This is a genomic window from Haloplanus aerogenes (assembly GCF_003856835.1).
Classification (GTDB): Archaea; Halobacteriota; Halobacteria; order Halobacteriales; family Haloferacaceae; genus Haloplanus; species Haloplanus aerogenes.
Window position 1 is genome coordinate 332515 of sequence record NZ_CP034145.1, and the last position, 16057, is coordinate 348571.

General features: G+C 69.9%; 16 protein-coding genes. 7 read left to right on the forward strand and 9 right to left on the reverse strand.

Translation table 11 applies throughout. The features are described 5' to 3' along the window. Window positions 1-14: 14 nt before the first annotated feature. From ddh to DU502_RS01665, 3 genes are all read right to left on the reverse strand, one after another. Window positions 15-950, reverse strand: a complete 936-nt coding sequence (gene ddh, locus DU502_RS01655) for a D-2-hydroxyacid dehydrogenase (protein ID WP_121920093.1) — start codon at window positions 948-950, stop codon at window positions 15-17. 160 nt (window positions 951-1110) lie between these two features. Beyond that, on the reverse strand, window positions 1111-1698 hold the full coding sequence (locus tag DU502_RS01660) for an NADPH-dependent FMN reductase (RefSeq protein WP_121920092.1): 588 nt from the start codon (window positions 1696-1698) through the stop codon (window positions 1111-1113). A 76-nt stretch (window positions 1699-1774) separates the two neighbouring features. Further along, window positions 1775-2695 (reverse strand): winged helix-turn-helix domain-containing protein, encoded by a 921-nt coding sequence (locus tag DU502_RS01665; protein WP_121920091.1) that lies wholly within the window; start codon window positions 2693-2695, stop codon window positions 1775-1777. Window positions 2696-2945: 250 nt separating this feature from the next. Here DU502_RS01665 and DU502_RS18040 point away from each other — a divergent pair, with 250 nt between their 5' ends. Both DU502_RS18040 and DU502_RS18045 read left to right on the forward strand, forming a co-directional pair. Beyond that, window positions 2946-3377, forward strand: coding sequence for a hypothetical protein (locus tag DU502_RS18040; protein ID WP_133412383.1), 432 nt, complete (start codon window positions 2946-2948; stop codon window positions 3375-3377). 3 nt (window positions 3378-3380) lie between these two features. Next, on the forward strand, window positions 3381-3548 hold the full coding sequence (locus DU502_RS18045) for a hypothetical protein (protein ID WP_158601153.1): 168 nt from the start codon (window positions 3381-3383) through the stop codon (window positions 3546-3548). On the opposite strand, the gene DU502_RS01675 is transcribed toward DU502_RS18045, so the two are convergent. Continuing rightward, a complete protein-coding gene (locus DU502_RS01675) occupies window positions 3528-4778 on the reverse strand; it encodes an NUDIX domain-containing protein (RefSeq protein WP_121920089.1) in 1251 nt (416 codons plus the stop codon). The genes DU502_RS18045 and DU502_RS01675 overlap by 21 nt on opposite strands. Window positions 4779-4935: 157 nt before the next feature. Between DU502_RS01675 and DU502_RS01680 the strand changes: the two genes are divergently transcribed. From DU502_RS01680 to DU502_RS01695, 4 genes are all read left to right on the forward strand, one after another. Next, window positions 4936-5439 carry a metallophosphoesterase family protein gene (locus DU502_RS01680; protein ID WP_121920088.1) on the forward strand — a complete coding sequence of 168 codons (504 nt, stop codon included), beginning with the start codon at window positions 4936-4938 and terminating at the stop codon, window positions 5437-5439. 8 nt (window positions 5440-5447) lie between these two features. Continuing rightward, on the forward strand, window positions 5448-6200 hold the full coding sequence (locus tag DU502_RS01685) for a coenzyme F420-0:L-glutamate ligase (RefSeq protein ID WP_121920142.1): 753 nt from the start codon (window positions 5448-5450) through the stop codon (window positions 6198-6200). A gap of 107 nt (window positions 6201-6307) precedes the next feature. After that, window positions 6308-7288, forward strand: coding sequence for a 5,10-methylenetetrahydromethanopterin reductase (locus tag DU502_RS01690; RefSeq protein WP_121920087.1), 981 nt, complete (start codon window positions 6308-6310; stop codon window positions 7286-7288). Window positions 7289-7317: 29 nt separating this feature from the next. After that, complete coding sequence (locus tag DU502_RS01695; RefSeq protein ID WP_121920086.1) at window positions 7318-7542, forward strand: DUF7573 domain-containing protein; 225 nt, start codon at window positions 7318-7320, stop codon at window positions 7540-7542. Window positions 7543-7556: 14 nt separating this feature from the next. Here the strand turns inward: DU502_RS01695 and mutL are convergent, their stop codons facing one another. The 5 genes from mutL to DU502_RS01720 form a co-directional block, all read right to left on the reverse strand. Continuing rightward, window positions 7557-9206: a DNA mismatch repair endonuclease MutL gene (mutL, locus tag DU502_RS01700; RefSeq protein WP_121920085.1), complete on the reverse strand. Its 1650-nt coding sequence runs from the start codon at window positions 9204-9206 to the stop codon at window positions 7557-7559. Between the two features lie 79 nt (window positions 9207-9285). Then, entirely contained in the window at window positions 9286-11994 is a 2709-nt protein-coding gene (gene mutS, locus DU502_RS01705; RefSeq protein WP_121920084.1) for a DNA mismatch repair protein MutS, read from the reverse strand. A 38-nt stretch (window positions 11995-12032) separates the two neighbouring features. After that, on the reverse strand, window positions 12033-14261 hold the full coding sequence (locus DU502_RS01710; protein WP_121920083.1) for an amino acid permease: 2229 nt from the start codon (window positions 14259-14261) through the stop codon (window positions 12033-12035). Continuing rightward, on the reverse strand, window positions 14258-14719 hold the full coding sequence (locus DU502_RS01715; protein WP_121920082.1) for a universal stress protein: 462 nt from the start codon (window positions 14717-14719) through the stop codon (window positions 14258-14260). Before DU502_RS01715 ends, DU502_RS01710 begins: the two co-directional genes overlap by 4 nt. Window positions 14720-14803: 84 nt before the next feature. Beyond that, window positions 14804-15220, reverse strand: coding sequence for a hypothetical protein (locus DU502_RS01720; protein ID WP_121920081.1), 417 nt, complete (start codon window positions 15218-15220; stop codon window positions 14804-14806). A 109-nt stretch (window positions 15221-15329) separates the two neighbouring features. On the opposite strand from DU502_RS01720, the gene DU502_RS01725 reads away from it, so the two are divergent. Continuing rightward, the gene (locus DU502_RS01725) at window positions 15330-16022 is read left to right on the forward strand and encodes a type 1 glutamine amidotransferase domain-containing protein (RefSeq protein WP_121920080.1); all 693 of its coding nucleotides are present in this window, start codon (window positions 15330-15332) and stop codon (window positions 16020-16022) included. The last annotated feature ends 35 nt before the right edge of the window (window positions 16023-16057 follow it).

Here is a 16057-nt window from a genome sequence, read left to right on the forward strand (position 1 = left end):
CCGCTGGCGATGCACTACACGACGCGATTCGTCAGCGACTCCCCCTCCCGCTGTCGCCGCAGGTTCTCGCGGACGATGGTCGCCACTCGCTCGTAATACTCCTCGTTGAACCCCGCGGCGTGGGGCGTCAGGATCACTTCGTCGCGGTCCCAGAGCGTCGAGTCGGCGGGGAGGGGTTCGGTCTCGAACACGTCGAGGCCGGCACCCGAGATTTCGCTGGCATCGAGGGCGTCGACGAGGGCCGACTGGTCCACGACGGGGCCGCGAGCGACGTTGATCACGTAGGCGTCGTCGCGCATGGCCTCGAACTCCGGGGTAGACATCATCTTCTCGGTGTCGTCGGTCAGCGGCACCGCGAGGGCGACGAACCGAGCGTCCGCGATGGCGTCGTGGAGGTCCTCGGGCGGGTACACCTCGTCGACGCCGTCGACGGGCGTGGGGGTGCGCTTGACGCCGGTCACGTCCATCCCGAGCGCCGAGGCGCGGGTGGCGATACCGCGGCCGAGCGTCCCGAGGCCGACGACGCAGGCCGACTCCCGGCGCAGGGGGAAGGCGTCGTCCCACGCGGGTTTGACCCACTCGCCGCGCTCCTGATTCGACCGGTGGGCGTGCAGGCGGCGGGCAAAGGAGAGCATGAGACCGACCGCCGTCTCACCGACCACGTCGCCGTGGATGCCGGTGCTGTTGGTGAGGGCGATACCGCGCTCCTGCAGGGCGTCGAAGGGGAAGCGGTCGACGCCCGCCTGAATCGAGTGAATCCAGTCGAGGCCGGCGTCGAGGAAGTACTCCTCGTACTCGAACGTGACGAGGGCGTCGAGGGCGGTGAGGTCGTCGTCCGAATCGACGATTTCGACCGACGGGCCGGCGTCCGCGAGGGCGTCGCGGAAGACGGCCGCGGGAAACACCTCGTCGACCGACTCGTGGACGCCGAGTGTCGAAATGTGGGGCATGACGGCGGATTCAGAGCCGTTGCTCAAAAGCCTGTCTGCGAACCGAAGACGGTGGCTCGGGGAAATCCCTCGTCACAAGGGGCTCGGAGGGGGTAACCTTCGTCACGGCCACCGGTGGCCGTTGGTCGCGCGGCGTCAAGAATCCCGCGTCTCGGCCCGATCAGTCCCCCGCTTCCGCCGGCGTTTCGGCCGTCACCGCCACGTCGGCGGCACACGAGGCGACGCCCGCGTAGGCGACGAGGTCCTCGCCCAGCCGTTCGACCCGTTCACGGAGGTCTGAATCGGTCAACTCCCCGTCCGCGAACTGTGCGTGCGAGTCGGGGACTGCGGCCTGGTGCGGGAGCACCCACGCGTCGAGTGCCCGCGCGACGGTCCGCAGGTGATCCAGCGCGGCCGTCGGGAACGCGCCGCCGGCGACGGCAAGCAGGCCGACCGTCGTCTCCTCGAACTCGTCGAACCCGCAGTAGTCGAGCGCCGTCTTCAGCGGCGATGCGACGGAGCCGTGGTACATCGGCGTGGCGAGCAACACGGCGTCGGCCGCCCGCACGCGCCGGCGGAGCATCTCCGCGTCCCCCGCGTCGGGCCGGTCGGGGTCGAAAAGCGGCAGGTCGAGACTCGCGAGGTCGACGTGATCCGTCTCCGCACCCGCCCGCCGTGCCTGCGCCAGTGCGATGTCGACGGCCGTCGCCGTGTGGCTGCCGTCACGCTGACTCCCTGTGATTGCCACAACGTTCGGCTTCTCTATCATTTTCGATCTATTCGAAACCGAGGGCAGGGAGTCAGTTAAGCGATTCGTGGATTCGGTTCCAGTAAGGAATCCGATATTACGTTTCGACCGTGACCGCGAGATCCGTGTCGACGAGCGCGGTCAGGGGGTCGCCGTCCGGCGGGTGCGCGGTGACCGCGACGGTGAGCGGGTGCGCCTCGCGAACCGACACCGCGTCGGCGTCGATTAGGAATCCCAGTTCCCACAGCGGCGTCTCGCGCACGTCGAGGCCGCGCTCCCACAGCCGTCCCGTCACGTGCGGGCGATGCAGGAGGACGACGCCCACGGGAACGAAACTGTAGAAGCTACAGCGTCGGCAGTCGAGCGAGACGACGGCGGGATGGTCGCGAGCGAAGAACTCGTCGTAACGGTCGAGATCCTCCAGCACACCGATACAGAGGCCGGATTCGGTCGTTTCCTCCGCGATCTCCCGTTCGACACGCCCGGCGCAGAAGGGGCAGACGCCGTCGAGTGCGCACCCCCAGACGAGGCGGGTGCGGCGGTCGAACGCCGCGGCCACCTCCCGGGGCGTCCGGTCGGCGACGCTGCCGGGGTCGAACGGCCACTCCAGCACCCGCTCGTCGCAGGCCTCACAGCCGACGCGGCCGATGTAGTCGGTGTCGTACTCGAACGTGAGCGACGCCTCACACTCCAGACAGTCTCCGTCGAGTTCGACGGGACCGACCGTCCCCTGCTGGTGGAAGACCCCGCTCTGGATGGCGTCGAGTACCCGGTGGCCCGGATACTGGAGTTCGTAGCCCGACTCGGTTTCTCCGACGAAGTGCCCGACGAGTTCCGAGAGATGGTACGTGAACGTCCCCGAGTCGCGCTCGTCGACCGCCTTCCGCAACTCCGCGAAGGAGAGCGAAAAACCGGGCGCCTCCCACAGCGCCAGCAGGATTTCGAGGCGGAGGTCGTTGCTCAGCGTCAGGAACGCGTCCTCCGGATCCGTCGGAGCGTCGACGCTGCGTTCGTCCATGCTTCTCGGATCGGGACCGCGGCGCATAAAAGCCGGCGTGGGTCGTCGTCGTCGCGCCGATTCCCGGATCACGCGCCGTTCCTGACATCCCACCGGCCTCGACGGAAGGCCGGTCGATACCCGAGTTCACCCGCGTTGACTCCATTTTATCGACGTTAAAATCGGTTTAAATCCGGTTCAAACCGCCGAAAATCCGGATTGACGGGAATCGGGGTTCAATACCCCCCAGCCACACGCACCGAGCGCAACGATGATCCGAACGAAACTCGTCGCGGTCGTGTTCGTGGCGCTGCTGGTGACCGCCGGTACGGTCGCCGCGGCGCCCGGGAACGCGCCCGTCGATGTCGGTGCGGACGACCAGTACGACGACCACGCGGAGCAGGCCGACGAGAACGCGGACGACGACGCCGAGAACGCCGAAGACGGCGCGGACAACCGTGACGACGCCGCTGACGCCGGCGCCGACAACGCGGCTGACGAGGCGGACGCCGGCGCGTCGAACGCCGAGAACGCCGACCGCCGCGGCCCGCCTGCGGACCTGCCCGCGCAGGTGCCCGATCACGTCGCCCAGATTCACGACCTCATCCGGTCGTTCCTCGGCAGTGATGGCGACGGCTCGCTCGGCGAGTCGGTGAGCGACGCGACGCCGGACGAGGATAACGCCGACGCGAACGCCGCGTAACGCATGCCCCCGATCACCGCACTCGCGCTCGAGGATCGGCTCCTGACGTTCGTCGGGAGCGTCCTGATCGGCGGCGTGGCCATCCACGCTGGCGCCCTGATCGCCTCGGACGCGGAGAGTTATCGTAGTCGGGTGTGCCGTGACCAAACGTTACTCACGATCCCCGACTGACGCTCCATTCCCCCCGTTCCACGTCGCATTTTCTCGGTGTTCCGCCGCCACGTCCCGAATACCGTCGGCGTCGAGGACGCCGCGCTCGGTGAGCACGCCGTCCACCAGATCCGCGGGTGTCCGCTCGAAGATGGGATTCGCGACGGTGACGGGTGCGTCACCGTCGTAGAGAGCGGTCGCGTCGCCCGTCTCACCGTACATCTCCTCGTCCGCCCGCACCTTGTCCACGGCGGCGACGACGTACACCGGCACGTCTTCGCTGGCGGCCGCGAGCGCGAGGCTCCGGGTGCCAACCTTGTTGACGACGCTCCCGTCCGCGAGGACGGCGTCGGCGCCGACGAGGATGCTGTCCACGTCCCGGTCGGCGAGTTCGCTCGCCAGGGCCGCGTCCGTCGTCAGCGTCACGTCTAGCCCCTCGTCGGCCAGCGCTGCCGCCACGTCCGTCCCCTCGCAGGCAGGGCGGGATTCCCCGATCAGGACCGTCGGCTCGGCCTCGCGGAGGGCGGCGAGGACGGTCCCCGATCGCGAGAGCGTGGCGACCGACTCGCCGCACCGCTCGGCCGCGAGCGCCGCGGCGTCGGCGTCGGCGTCGAGCGCCGCTTCGGCCGCCTCGTCGGCCCGTTTCGCCACCGCCTGCGGCGCCCGTTCGCCCGTCGCCATCACCCGGTTCACGCGGTTGGCCAGGGCGGCCATGCTCGGCCGGGCGTCCCGCAACTCGCGGGCGACCGCTTCGACGGCGTCGGTCGAGTCGGTCACGGCCGCCCGATCCCGCAGGATGTCGAGCGCGCGCACCGAGATCCACGCCGAGCCGTGCGTCTCGTCGCTTGCCACCGTCTCGACGGTCGGCGCGACGGCGGCGTAGGCGTCCCAGAGACCGGGGACCGTGGGCCGGTTCAGGATCGCCGGCGGCGACACCCACTCGTGGGCAGCGATTTCCTCGTTCGGCTCGACCGTGCGATCCTCAACGTCGAACAGGAACGGGTGGACCGTCCACGTCCGCTCCCCGTCCACCACGTCGACGGGGTCGCCGGTGCGGACGAGCGTCGCGTCCGTCCGTCCCGTCTCCTCGCGAATCTCTCGGCGGGCGTCCCGTTCGGCGTCGGCGGGGTCGCCCTCGACGTAGCCCGAGACGCCCGCCCAGCGACCGGTGTACGTGCCGACGGCGTCGCTCCGGCGGCCGAGCAGGATCGCCGTCCGGTGGCGGAGGAAACAGGTGACGACGTGGGTCATAGCCGCCGTTCGGGGGCCAGCGACACTAAGAATTGTCGTCCGTGCCGGTCGTCGTCGATTCCGGGGACGGCGACGACCGATACACAGCGACTCCAGCCCGTAACGACGCTCGTGACGATTGGGACAACGATTTCCCGTCTCACGACAACGGACGAGTATGGAGCTGGCGATCATCAGCGACACGCACGTTCCCGGGCGGGCGAGCGGCCTCCCCGACTGGGTGCGCGAGCGGGTCGAAGCGGCCGATTACGTCGTCCACGCCGGCGACTTCGAGACGCCTTCGGTCGTCGATCAGGTCCGGTCGCTCGCCGGCGGCTCGTTCACCGGCGTTCGGGGCAACATCGACGGTACGGACATCGACCTCCCCGAAGTCGCCACCGTCGAGTGCGACGGCGTCGAGTTCGTCGTCACCCACGGCACGGGCGACCGTATCGGCTACGAGGACCGTGTCGCGGCCGCGGTGAAAGAGCACGGTCGCCCCGACGCGGTCGGTATCGCCGGCCACACGCACGAAGCGATGGACGAGGTTCACGACGGCGTCCGCCTCCTGAATCCGGGATCGGCCACGGGTGCCGATCCGGCGACGGAGACGACCATGATGACCGCCACTATCGCCGACGGCGACATCGACGTGACGCTCCACCGCGAGGACGGCTGGTGACGCCGACGATGGAGGTCTTCGCCGTTCCCGACCTCCCGGAGTTCCGGCCGGGCGACTCCATTCCCGACCTGATCGAGGCACGCGCCGACCTCCGCCCCGACGACGTGGTCTGCGTGGCGAGTACGGTCGTCTCGAAGGTCGAAGACCGGGTTGCGGACCTCTCGGACTTCCCGGCGGGGCCGCGCGCCCGCGAAATCGCCGCCCGCCTCGAACGTGCCACGGGCGACGAGAAGGACCCGCGATTCGCGCAGGCGGTGCTGGAGGAGAGCACCGACCTCCTGATGGAGGCGCCCTTTCTCCTCACCGAGACGCGATTCGGTCACGTGACGGTCAACGCGGGCATCGACCGCTCGAACGTGCCCGGTGGCGACCTGTTGCTCTTGCCGCGGCGGCCGAGCGAGAGCGCCGCGCGGATCGAGACGGGACTCACCGCCGACCGCGTGATCGTCACCGATACCTGCGGCCGCCCCTTCCGCCACGGACAGCGCGGCGTCGCTATCGGGTGGGCCGGCACGCCCGCCGCCCGCGACTGGCGGGGCGAGACGGACCGCGAGGGGCGCGAACTCGGCGTGACCGTGCAAGCGGTGGTCGACGAACTCGCCGCCGCGGCCAACCTCGTCGCGGGCGAGGGTGCCGGGGGCACGCCGGTCGTCGTCGTCCGCGACTTCGACTTCGGGGACCACGACGGGAGCGACGCCCTCTTTCGGGACGTGGAGGGTGACTTCGTGCGGCAGGCGCTCCGTGGCTGGTCGTACGAGTAGACACCGGCAGGTACCGCGTACGACGAACGGCTTTTCCCCGTTCGCCCCAACCGACGCACGATGATTCCGACGCGTTCGCCCACTGGCCGGAGGTGCCACCGCCGCTGATGCTCGGCATCGAACTCACGCCCGAGCATCCGCTCGACCGACTGGTCGACCTCGGGACGACCGCCGAGACCGCCGGCTACGACACGATTTTCGTCTCCAGTCACTACAACAACCGCTCGCCCTTCGCCGCGCTCTCGCGTCTCGCCGCGGCGACGGATTCGGTACGACTCGGCCCCGGCGTCGTCAACCCGCTGGAGCGCCACCCCGTCACGCTCGCGGGCGAGGTGGCGACCGTCGCGGAAGCCAGCGACGGCCGCGCGGTGTTCGGCATCGGTCCCGGCGACCCCTCCACACTCGGGAATCTCGGTCTCGCCGACGACCGCGGCCTCCGCCCCGTCCTGGAGGCGTTCAAGGTCGCTCAGCGACTCTGGGACGGCGAACGCGTCACCCACGACGGGACCTTCGAGGCCGAGGACGCCGGCCTCAACTTCGACGTGCCCACCCCCATCCCGACCTACGTCGGCGGCGAGGGGCCGCACATGTGCAAGATGGCCGCGAAACACGCCGACGGCCTGCTCTACAACGGTGCCCACCCCGCGGATCTCCGCTGGGCGCGCGAGCAGGTCGACAAGGGCCTGACGGATCGCCTCGACGGCCTCGGCGACTTCGACCTCGCGGCCTACGCGAGCGTCAGCGTCGCCGCCGACCGTGAGGCCGCCCGCGAGGCCGCCCGGCCCCCGGTCGCGTTCATCGCCGCCGGGTCGCCGCCGCCCGTCCTCGCCCGGCACGATCTCGACCCGGACCGCGCCGACGAGATCGGTGACCGGATCGGCACCGGCGACTTCTCCGAGGCGTTCGACCTCGTGACGCCCGCGATGATCGACGCCTTCTGTGCCGCGGGGACGGTCGACGAGGTGGCCGACCGGCTAGGGAACGTGCTGGAGTACGCCGACAGCGTCGTCGTCGGATCGCCGCTCGGGCCGGACCTCGATGCCGCCATCGACCTCGCGGCGACGGCCCACGAGCGCTCGACCGAATAGCTAAATCCGACGCGTCCGTGGGTGGGGGCGTGTCCGACCGCTCGCTCGACGAGTTCGCGAACGCGAACGCCAACGGGGACGACGAGGACGATGCCGAACCGACGGCCCGACCCCCGGAGCCGTCACCCACACCCGCCACGCCCACGATGCGGTGGTCGACCGACCCCGTCGCCTGCGACGACTGCGGCGCGGCCGTCGCCCGTCGCTGGCGAGATGGTGACTCCTACGTCTGTGCCGACTGCAAGGAGTGGTAATCTGGCGGCCGTAACTACCGCCGATTCGGGTGCCGCTCGAACCCGCGGGCGAGGTGCGCCTCGTCGATGGCCAGTACCGTCGGTCGCCCGTGCGGGCAGGCGAACGGCTGTTCGCACGCCCCCAGCCGTTCGATCAGCGCCGTGGCCTCGTCGTCGTCGAGTTCGTCGCCCGCCTTCAGCGACGGGTGACAGGCCAGATCCGCGAGCAACTCGTCCCGACGCTCCGCCGTCTCGCCGTCCCGCAGGGCGGCGAGCGTCGATTCGAGCGTGTCGGGGTCGGCGACGCGTCCGAGCGGCGCCGGGACAGCCCGCACGCGGACGGTCCCGCCGCCGAACGGTTCGCAGTCGAAGCCGAGGCGGGCGAGGGCGTCGGCGTGGGCCTCGACGGCGGCCACCTCGCCCGGCGAGAGCGAGAGCGTCGCCGGCGGGTCGAGCGTGGCCGACGGAACGCCCTCCGACTCCATCGCTGCCCGCAGGCGCTCGTAGTTGATCCGCTCGTGGGCGGCGTGCTGATCGATCACCAGCAACTCGCCGTCGGCCTCACAGAGCAGGTAGAGGTCACGGAAGCGGCCGACGAACGTGGCATCACCGAGCAGCGACGGTTCGGACTCGACCGGGTCGAGCGCCGCCTCCAGATCCATCGCCACGTCCGCCGACCGCCGGAGGTCGGCCGTCGCGAGCGCGTCCGAAACCGCCGTCTCGACGGCGTCCGCCACGGTGTCGGCCGCCCGGAGCGCGACCGTCTCCTTCGTCGGGTGGACGTTCTGATCGACCACCCACGGCGGGAGCGAGACGAGGAGGGTGGTGACGGGGTGGCGGTCGCCCGGGAGGAGCGACCCGTACCCGCGTTCGACCGCGCGCCGCAGGACCGGCACCGACACCGGCCGGCCGTTGACCGCGATCCGGGTGTGTTCCGTTCCGGCCCGGGTGACCGAGGGGTAGGCGAGCAGACCCCGGACCGACACCGGGGCCGTCCGGTCGCCCACCTCGACACTCGCCTCGGCGTCGAGGGTCGTGCTCTCGCGGGCCACCTCGCGGCCGTACACCGAGAGCGCGGCGTCCACGAACGCGCCGGAACCGGGCGTGGCGAACACCCGCCGGCCGTCGTGGTCGAGGGCGATAGCCACTCCGGGGCGGAGGAGCGCGTAGGTGGCGACGCGGTCGCTTATCCGCTCGAACTCCGTCGCCGGCGCCGCCAGCGACTCCTTCCGCGCCGGGCGGTTGTGGAACAGATCGGTCACCTCGACGGTCGTCCCGCGCCCCCGGCCGGCGGAGTCGACGGTCGCCTCACCGTCCTCGGTTACCTGCACCTGCGTCCCCCGCGCCCCGCCGTCGTTGGTCGTCAGTGTCACGTTGGCCACGTCTGCGATGCTCGCCAGCGCCTCGCCACGGAAGCCGAGCGTGTCGACGGTCGACAGGTTCCCGTCAGGGAGTTTGCTGGTCGTGTGGCGCTCGACCGCCAGTGCCGCCTCCTCGGCGCTCATCCCCTCGCCGTCGTCGACGACACGAATCCGATCGGTGCCGTCCCCGACCACCTCGATTTCGATTCGGTCGGCGCCCGCGTCCAGCGCGTTCTCGACGAGTTCGACGACGACCCGCGCCGGCCGGGTCACGACTTCGCCCGCCGCGATGCGGTCGACCGTCTCGCGGTCCAGTCGTCTCATACGGATCGTTGTAACTGGTTACCGGTGGTTCGCCACGGCGGTCCGGCGAACCTCCGGTACTGACTTACAACTGTTCGTATCATTCTTCGACTCGGTCTTTCAGGTCCGCGAGCAGGTTCAGCGCCTCGATGGGCGTCGTCCGTGCGATATCGGTCTCGCGGAGGCGGGCGGCGAGGTCGGCCTCGGTCGCGTCGTCGCCTGCCGCGGCGTCCTCGGCGTCCGCGTCGACGCCGTCCGCTCCCACCCCGTCCAGCGTCACCTGCACGCCCTCCTCGTGACCGTTCGTCTCGGGGTCGCTCCCGTCGACCAGCGCCCCCGCTCGTTCGACCACGGGGTCGGGCACGCCGGCCATCCGCGCCACCTCGACGCCGTACGAGGAGGAGGCTGGACCCTCCGCGACGTGGTGGAGGAAGGTCACGTCTACGTCGGCCGTAGGCCGACTCTCCGAGGAGCGTGGCTCCTCGCCCGCCCGCTCCGCTGCGAAATGCAGGTTGCGCACCCGGTCGTACTCGTCGGCCAGTCCCGTCAGGTCGTGGTAGTGGGTGGCAAACAGTGTCGCCGCCCCCACCTCGTCGTGGAGGAACTCGGCGGTGGCGCGGGCGATGGCGCGGCCGTCGGCGGTGCTCGTGCCGCGCCCTACCTCGTCCAGTAACACGAGAGAGTCCGGCGTCGCCTCGTGGAGGATCGACGTGAGTTCGGCCATCTCGCGCATGAACGTGGACTGGCCGCCCGCGATGTCGTCGCTCGCGCCGACGCGGGTGAAGACCCGGTCGACGACCGGCAGGGTCGCGGCGTCTGCGGGCACGAAACTCCCCACCTGTGCAAGCACGACGATCAGCGCCACCTGCCGCATGTACGTCGACTTCCCGCTCATGTTGGGGCCGGTGACGAGCGTCACGCTCCCCGGCGGAAGGGTGGCGTCGTTCGGGACGAACCGGTCCTGCGTCACCTCGACGACTGGGTGGCGGCCGGCCTCGATATCTACGCTGCCGTCGTGGAACGCCGGCCGCGCGTAGTCGCGGTCGATGGCGACGGCCGCGAGCGTCGCCAACGCGTCCAGTTCCGCGAGCGCGTCCGCGAGGTCCTGCACCCGGTCCGTCTCGGCGGCGACCGACTCGCGCACCTCGCGGAACAGTTCGTACTCCAGTTTGTCCGCCCGCTCGGCCGCGCCGATGATCTCGTCCTCCCGACGCTTGAGTTCCGGCGTGTAGAACCGCTCGGCGTTTTTCAGCGTCTGCCGGCGCGTGTAGTCGTCGGGAACCCGGTCGAGGTTGGCGTCGGTCACCTCGATGTAGTAGCCGTGGACCTGATTGTGGCCGACCGAGAGGGAGTCGATACCCGTCCGTTCCCGCTCGCGGGCTTCGAGGTCGGCCACCCACTCCCGACCCTCGCGTTCGGTCTCCCGAAGTCGGTCGAGTTCGTCGTCGAACCCCTCGCGGATCACGCCGCCCTCGGTGATTTCGACCGGAGGATCGGGCTGAATCGCACGGTCGATCAGATCGCGAACCTCGTCCAGCGGATCGATGCGGTCACCGAGGGCGTCGAGGCGGTCGGCCGCGGCGTCCACGTCGTCGAGACCCGACAGCACCGCGGGCACGGCGTCGAGCGTCGCCTTCAGCGACCGCAGGTCACGGGCGTTCGCCCGTCCCCGCGACACCCGCCCGGCGAGGCGTTCGAGGTCGTACACCTCGCGGAGCGCCTCGCGGACGGTTTCGCGGGCTAGCACGTGTTCGGTCAGCGCCTCGACGGCGTCGAGGCGCGCCTCGATGCGCTCCCGGTCCACGAGTGGTCGACGGAGCCAGCCGTCGAGTTTCCGGCGGCCGAGCGCACAGGCCGTGTCGTCGAGGATGTCGAACAGCGTCTCGCTCGACCCCGCGCCCCGGTTCTCGAAGAGTTCGAGGCTGCGGATGGCCGTCGTGTCGAGGCCGAGCGCCTCCCGCGGGTCGTAGCGCCGGACGCGGGTGACGTATTCGAGGGGGCCGTCGTCGCCCTGCGTCCACTCCGCGTAGGCGAGGACGGCGCCGCAGGCCCGGCGTTCGGCGTCGCTCTCGACCACTGCGTCGGGGGTGGAGACGTACGCCGAGAGCGTCTCCCGTGCTCGCTCGGCGTCCATCTCGGCCGCTTCGTGCTCCGTCACCATCGGTGCGACCGACAGCGACTCGCGGTCGACCGTGGCGTCCGGGCCGACGAGCAGTTCCGCGGGCGCGAGGCGATCGAGTTCCGCCAGCAGGCCGGCCTCGTCGTCGACGCTCGTCACCAGACACGCGCCGGTCGCGGCGTCGACGGCGGCGACGGCGCGGGTCGTTCCTTCCCGTGTCACCGCCGCGACGTAGTTTTTCGTGCCCGAACCCAGCAACTCGTCGTCGACGACCGTGCCCGGTGTGACGACCTGCGTGACCGCGCGGTCGACGAGCCCCGACGCTTCCTCGGGCCGTTCGACCTGTTCCGCGACGGCGACCCGGTAGCCCGCGTCGAGTAGTCGCTCGACGTACGTGGCGGCGTTGTCGACGGGGATACCCGCCATCGGGTAGGTGCCCGTGCTGTCCTCGCGGCGGGTGAGGGTGAGTTCGCACACCCGCGCCACCTCCTCGGCGGCGTCGCAGTAGGTCTGGTAGAAGTCGCCGTTCTGGAAGAGGAGGAGGGCGTCCTCGTACTCGGTACACAGGCCGAAGTACTGACTCAGCATCGGCGTCAGTTCGTCGCGAGCGTCGACCATGCCGTCCGGGGGGCCGGTGACGGCGTCGGCGTCTGTGTCGACGCTCGTGCCCGTGTCCGAATCCGCGTCCATACCCGCTACGGGGCGGTCGAGGGATAAAAACCGTCAGGTTAGCCGAACAGCCGTTCGAGCAGGCCGCGATCCCGTTTCCGCTCGGCCAGCAGGACCGAACACTCCACGTCGTTCACCACGTCGAGGACGAGCGTCCCGCGCACCAGCCGTTCGATCAGGCCGCGTTCGGTCGCGCCGATGATGAGCATCGTCGCGTCGGCGGCCTCCTCTTCGATGATCGCCTCCACGTCGCCCGAGCGGACGACGAGTTCGGCGTCGGAGAGGTCGTTTTCGGCCGCCCACTCTTTGAGGAACGCCTCGCCTTCAGCCACGTCGTCGGCGACGTGGAGGACGCGCACTTCGGCGTCGTTGGTGAGGCGGAGGAGCGCCGACACCTCCGCGGCGAGTTCGGAGTCCGGACCGCCGGCCGTGGGGACGACGATTCGCGACGGGTCGAAGCCCCGATCTCTCAACACCAGCATGTCGCAGGGCAGGGTGTGGACGAGTTCGTCCACCGTGCCCTCGACGCGTCCGGGGGCGCCGTGGGCGCCGGGACTCCAGCCCATCACCACGAGGTCGGCGTCGTGGGTGCGCGCCGCGTCGAAGATCTCCTCGTAGGAGCGGTGCGAGAGGATGGTGTGGGTCTCGATGTCGACGCCGAACGTCTCGGCGTCCTCGCGTGCCCGGTCGAGCAGGAACTTCGACGTCTCGTCGATCTCGTCGGCGCGGTCCCTGGCGCGTTCGAGCGCCGTCTGATCCGGCACGGTGATGATGTGGGTCGCGACGACCGTTCCCCCGTGCTCCTTGGCGATGGTGCTGGCGAGTTCGATCAGGTCCCGTTCGTGTTCGGGGTTGGCCAGCGGCACCATCACCCGATACTCGCCGCCGTCTGGCTGGACGCTCGCGGCGGCGTCGACGGCGGCGTCCGGCATCGTCTCGGCGCGGTCGAGGATGTACTCCGAGAGGATGCCCTGTTTCGTGGCACGGGTCCGGGCGTAGCCGAAGTACCAGACGATAGCCCCGGCGACGAGGACGGCGCTGAGCGCGATCACCAGCGGCGCGATGAAGACGATGAGGCCGAGGGCGGTGAGCGCGCCGAGGATCGGGACGACCGGGTAGAGTGGAATCGTGTAGTCCGGGTCGTACTCCGGCGGCTCCGCCTCCCGCATCACGATCAGCGCGACGTTGAGGAGGGCGTAGATGACCAAATGGAGGACGCTCCCCATCGCGGCCAGCGTCTCGACGGTGCCGGCGGCGATGAACACCAGAATGAGCGCTCCGGTGACCGCGATGGAGCGATACGGCGTCGCGAAGCGCGGATGAATCTCGTTGAGCGACTCGCTCACGATACCGTCTCGCCCCATCGCGAAGTTGATCCGGGAGGAGGCGAGGATGGAGGCGTTGGCGCTGGAAGCCGTCGCCAACAGGCCGCCGAGCAGCATCGCGATGGCGCCGACGGGGCCGAGGAGGAGTCGCGCCACCTCGACGACAGCGATCTGTTCGGTTGGCAGCGAGTTGATGAACCCCTGTTCCACCGCCGCGGCCATCGTCACGAGGACGAGCGCGTAGATGACGGTCACTAGCAGGACGCTCCCGATGACCGCCCGCGGGAGGTTGACGCCGGGATTCTTGATCTCCTCGGCGACGCTCGTGATCTGGACGAAGCCGAGGTAGGAGACGAAGATGATGCCGGTCACGGCCATCGTGTCGCTGAACCCGGCGGCCGGCGGCAGGTTCGCGGGGTCGGCTCGGAGCGCCCCGTACGCCGTGAAGACGGCGAGAATCCCGACCAGTACGATCACGATGACGTTCTGGAGGCGTCCCGTTTCCTTGGCGCCCACGTAGTTGACGCCGACGAAGAACGCCCCGCCGGCGAGGGCGATGAGCTTCACCGGGTCGAGCCCGACCGGGCCGAGACCGACCGTCCCCGTGATCCCGAATATCTGCTGGATGTACTGGCCGAAGCCGACCATGTAGAACGCGGAGGCGAAGGCGAGGCCGAGCCAGTTGGCCCACCCCGCGACCGACCCGAACAGCGGGCCGAGCGCGTGGTTGACGTAGTAGTACGCGCCGCCCGATTTGGGCATCGCCGTCCCGAGTTCGCTCGCGGAGAACGCCGTCAGCAGGGCGATGCCGCCTCCGAGGAGGAAGGCGACGACGGCGAAGGAGCCGGCCTGACTGATCGCCGTTCGCGGGAGGACGAAGATGCCCGCGCCGATCATCGTCCCCACGCCGATGGTGAGGGCAGCGAGCGGACCGAGGTCTTTGGCGAGTTCCTCGTCGCTCACCGGCCGCCCTCCGTGTCTGCGTCCGGCAGGACGACTACCGGCCGGTCGCTCTCCGTCACGAGAGCGTCACGTACGTCTCCCGTCAGGAGGTCGAGCAACCACGACCCGCCGCGAGGGCGGAAGACGATGGCGCTTGCGTCGATGTCGTCGGCCGCCTCGATGATCGTCCCGGCCACGTCGCGACCGTAGCTGATCTTCGTCTCGACATCGAGGCCGTGGTCGGCGGCGCAGTCGCGCACGGCGTCGAACGCCGCCTCGGCCACCGTCTCGCGCTGTTCGACCGACGCTTTGTCGGGCGCGCCGCCCGCCTTCTCGATGATGTGGACGACCACCGGTCGGCCGCCGACAGCGGCGATGCGCGGGAAGGCCGCCCGACAGGTGTCGACCGCGTCCTCCTCGCTCGCGACGGGGACGAGCGGTCGTGAGAGCAGGTCCGGTGGGTCGGCCGCGTCACTCATGGTCCGCCCGCCTCCTCGCTCGTTATCCGGGGCACCCATCCGTTCATACCCGCTTACGGGGACGCGACGACCATTATGCTTCCCCTATATTTGTGTCACCCACGCCCGGTAGTCGTCGTCGAGGCCGTAGGTGACCTGCAGGGCGCGGTCCGCGAACTGCCCGAGTCGATTCGCGTCCGAGCGGGCGGTGATGCGGACGTTCGTCCCCTCTGCCTCCTCGGGGCGTTCGATCTGGTCGATGCGGCACTCGGGAAACTCCGAGAGCAGATCCTTCAGGCGGTCGAGTTCCGCCTCGTCGCAGTCGAGGTTGAACGTCTTCTCCGCGAACTGTATCCACGGGACGGCTACTGGCTCGTCCTCGTCGTCCGCGTCGACGCCCGGCACGTCCGCCGGATCGACTTCGATGGTGAGAAACTGGCTCCCGCGGTTGCGGTGGGCGAGCACCGCCTCCGCGAACAGTTTGCGGCGTTCGGCGGTGTCGGCCGCGTCGAATCGGGTCATGTGTTGAGCTTGGCGTCCAGCGGCAAAAAGCCGCGCGGGTCGTCGCCAGCGCCGGCCGTCACCGCCGCATCACGAACCCCTTTACCGCTCTCCGCCCAACACCCCACACATGCCATCCGCACTGTTCGTCGTCAGCGAGGAAGGGTACTGGGGGGAGGAGTGTATCGAGCCGCTGACCACGCTCGACGCGGCCGGAGTCGACGTAACCGTCGCCACGCCGACGGGCAACCCACCCGTCGTCGACGAGCGGTCGGTCGACCCGGCCAACGTCGGCGAGGAGACGGCCGACCACGTCCGCGAGGTCCACGAGTCCGACGAGCGACTGAACGACCCCGAACAGCTCACCGAAGTCGACGCCGCCGACTTCGACGCCGTCGTCTTCCCCGGCGGCCACGGCACCGAGTGGGACATCAATCAGGACCGCCACGCTCGCGCTCTCCTCCGGGACGCCGTTGAGGGCGAGGGCAAGGCGCTCGTCGTCTGCCACGCCGTCGGCATCCTCGCCTTTACCCGCGACTCCGCCGGCGACTTCCTCGCCGCCGGCCGGAACGTGACCGGCTTCCCGAACGCGTGGGAGGAAGGCATCGTCGACGACCGCGACCTGATGCCCGACGGCCGAAAACTGCCGTACTGGGTCGAGGACGAAGTGAAAGCGGTGGGGGCGAACTGGGACGCCGAACTCGACTCGGACACCTCCGTCACGGTGGACGGTGACCTCGTGACCGCTCGCGGTCCCGGTTCCTCCGCCGAGGCCGCGCGGACGTTGCTGGCGGAACTGGGTATCGAGGCGCCCGGGGCGTAGCATCCCACGGCCATCCCCCGGCGACGACACGGATC

Coding starts and splice junctions, on each gene's coding strand:
- mutS (WP_121920084.1), bottom strand. CDS start 11,994: ATGGACGCGGATTCGGACACGGGCACGAGCGTCGACACAGACGCCGAC.
- ddh (WP_121920093.1), bottom strand. CDS start 950: ATGCCCCACATTTCGACACTCGGCGTCCACGAGTCGGTCGACGAGGTG.
- DU502_RS01725 (WP_121920080.1), top strand. CDS start 15,330: ATGCCATCCGCACTGTTCGTCGTCAGCGAGGAAGGGTACTGGGGGGAG.
- mutL (WP_121920085.1), bottom strand. CDS start 9,206: ATGAGACGACTGGACCGCGAGACGGTCGACCGCATCGCGGCGGGCGAA.
- DU502_RS01715 (WP_121920082.1), bottom strand. CDS start 14,719: ATGAGTGACGCGGCCGACCCACCGGACCTGCTCTCACGACCGCTCGTC.
- DU502_RS01675 (WP_121920089.1), bottom strand. CDS start 4,778: ATGACCCACGTCGTCACCTGTTTCCTCCGCCACCGGACGGCGATCCTG.
- DU502_RS01680 (WP_121920088.1), top strand. CDS start 4,936: ATGGAGCTGGCGATCATCAGCGACACGCACGTTCCCGGGCGGGCGAGC.
- DU502_RS18045 (WP_158601153.1), top strand. CDS start 3,381: ATGCCCCCGATCACCGCACTCGCGCTCGAGGATCGGCTCCTGACGTTC.
- DU502_RS01690 (WP_121920087.1), top strand. CDS start 6,308: ATGCTCGGCATCGAACTCACGCCCGAGCATCCGCTCGACCGACTGGTC.
- DU502_RS01665 (WP_121920091.1), bottom strand. CDS start 2,695: ATGGACGAACGCAGCGTCGACGCTCCGACGGATCCGGAGGACGCGTTC.
- DU502_RS01660 (WP_121920092.1), bottom strand. CDS start 1,698: ATGATAGAGAAGCCGAACGTTGTGGCAATCACAGGGAGTCAGCGTGAC.
- DU502_RS01720 (WP_121920081.1), bottom strand. CDS start 15,220: ATGACCCGATTCGACGCGGCCGACACCGCCGAACGCCGCAAACTGTTC.
- DU502_RS18040 (WP_133412383.1), top strand. CDS start 2,946: ATGATCCGAACGAAACTCGTCGCGGTCGTGTTCGTGGCGCTGCTGGTG.
- DU502_RS01685 (WP_121920142.1), top strand. CDS start 5,448: ATGGAGGTCTTCGCCGTTCCCGACCTCCCGGAGTTCCGGCCGGGCGAC.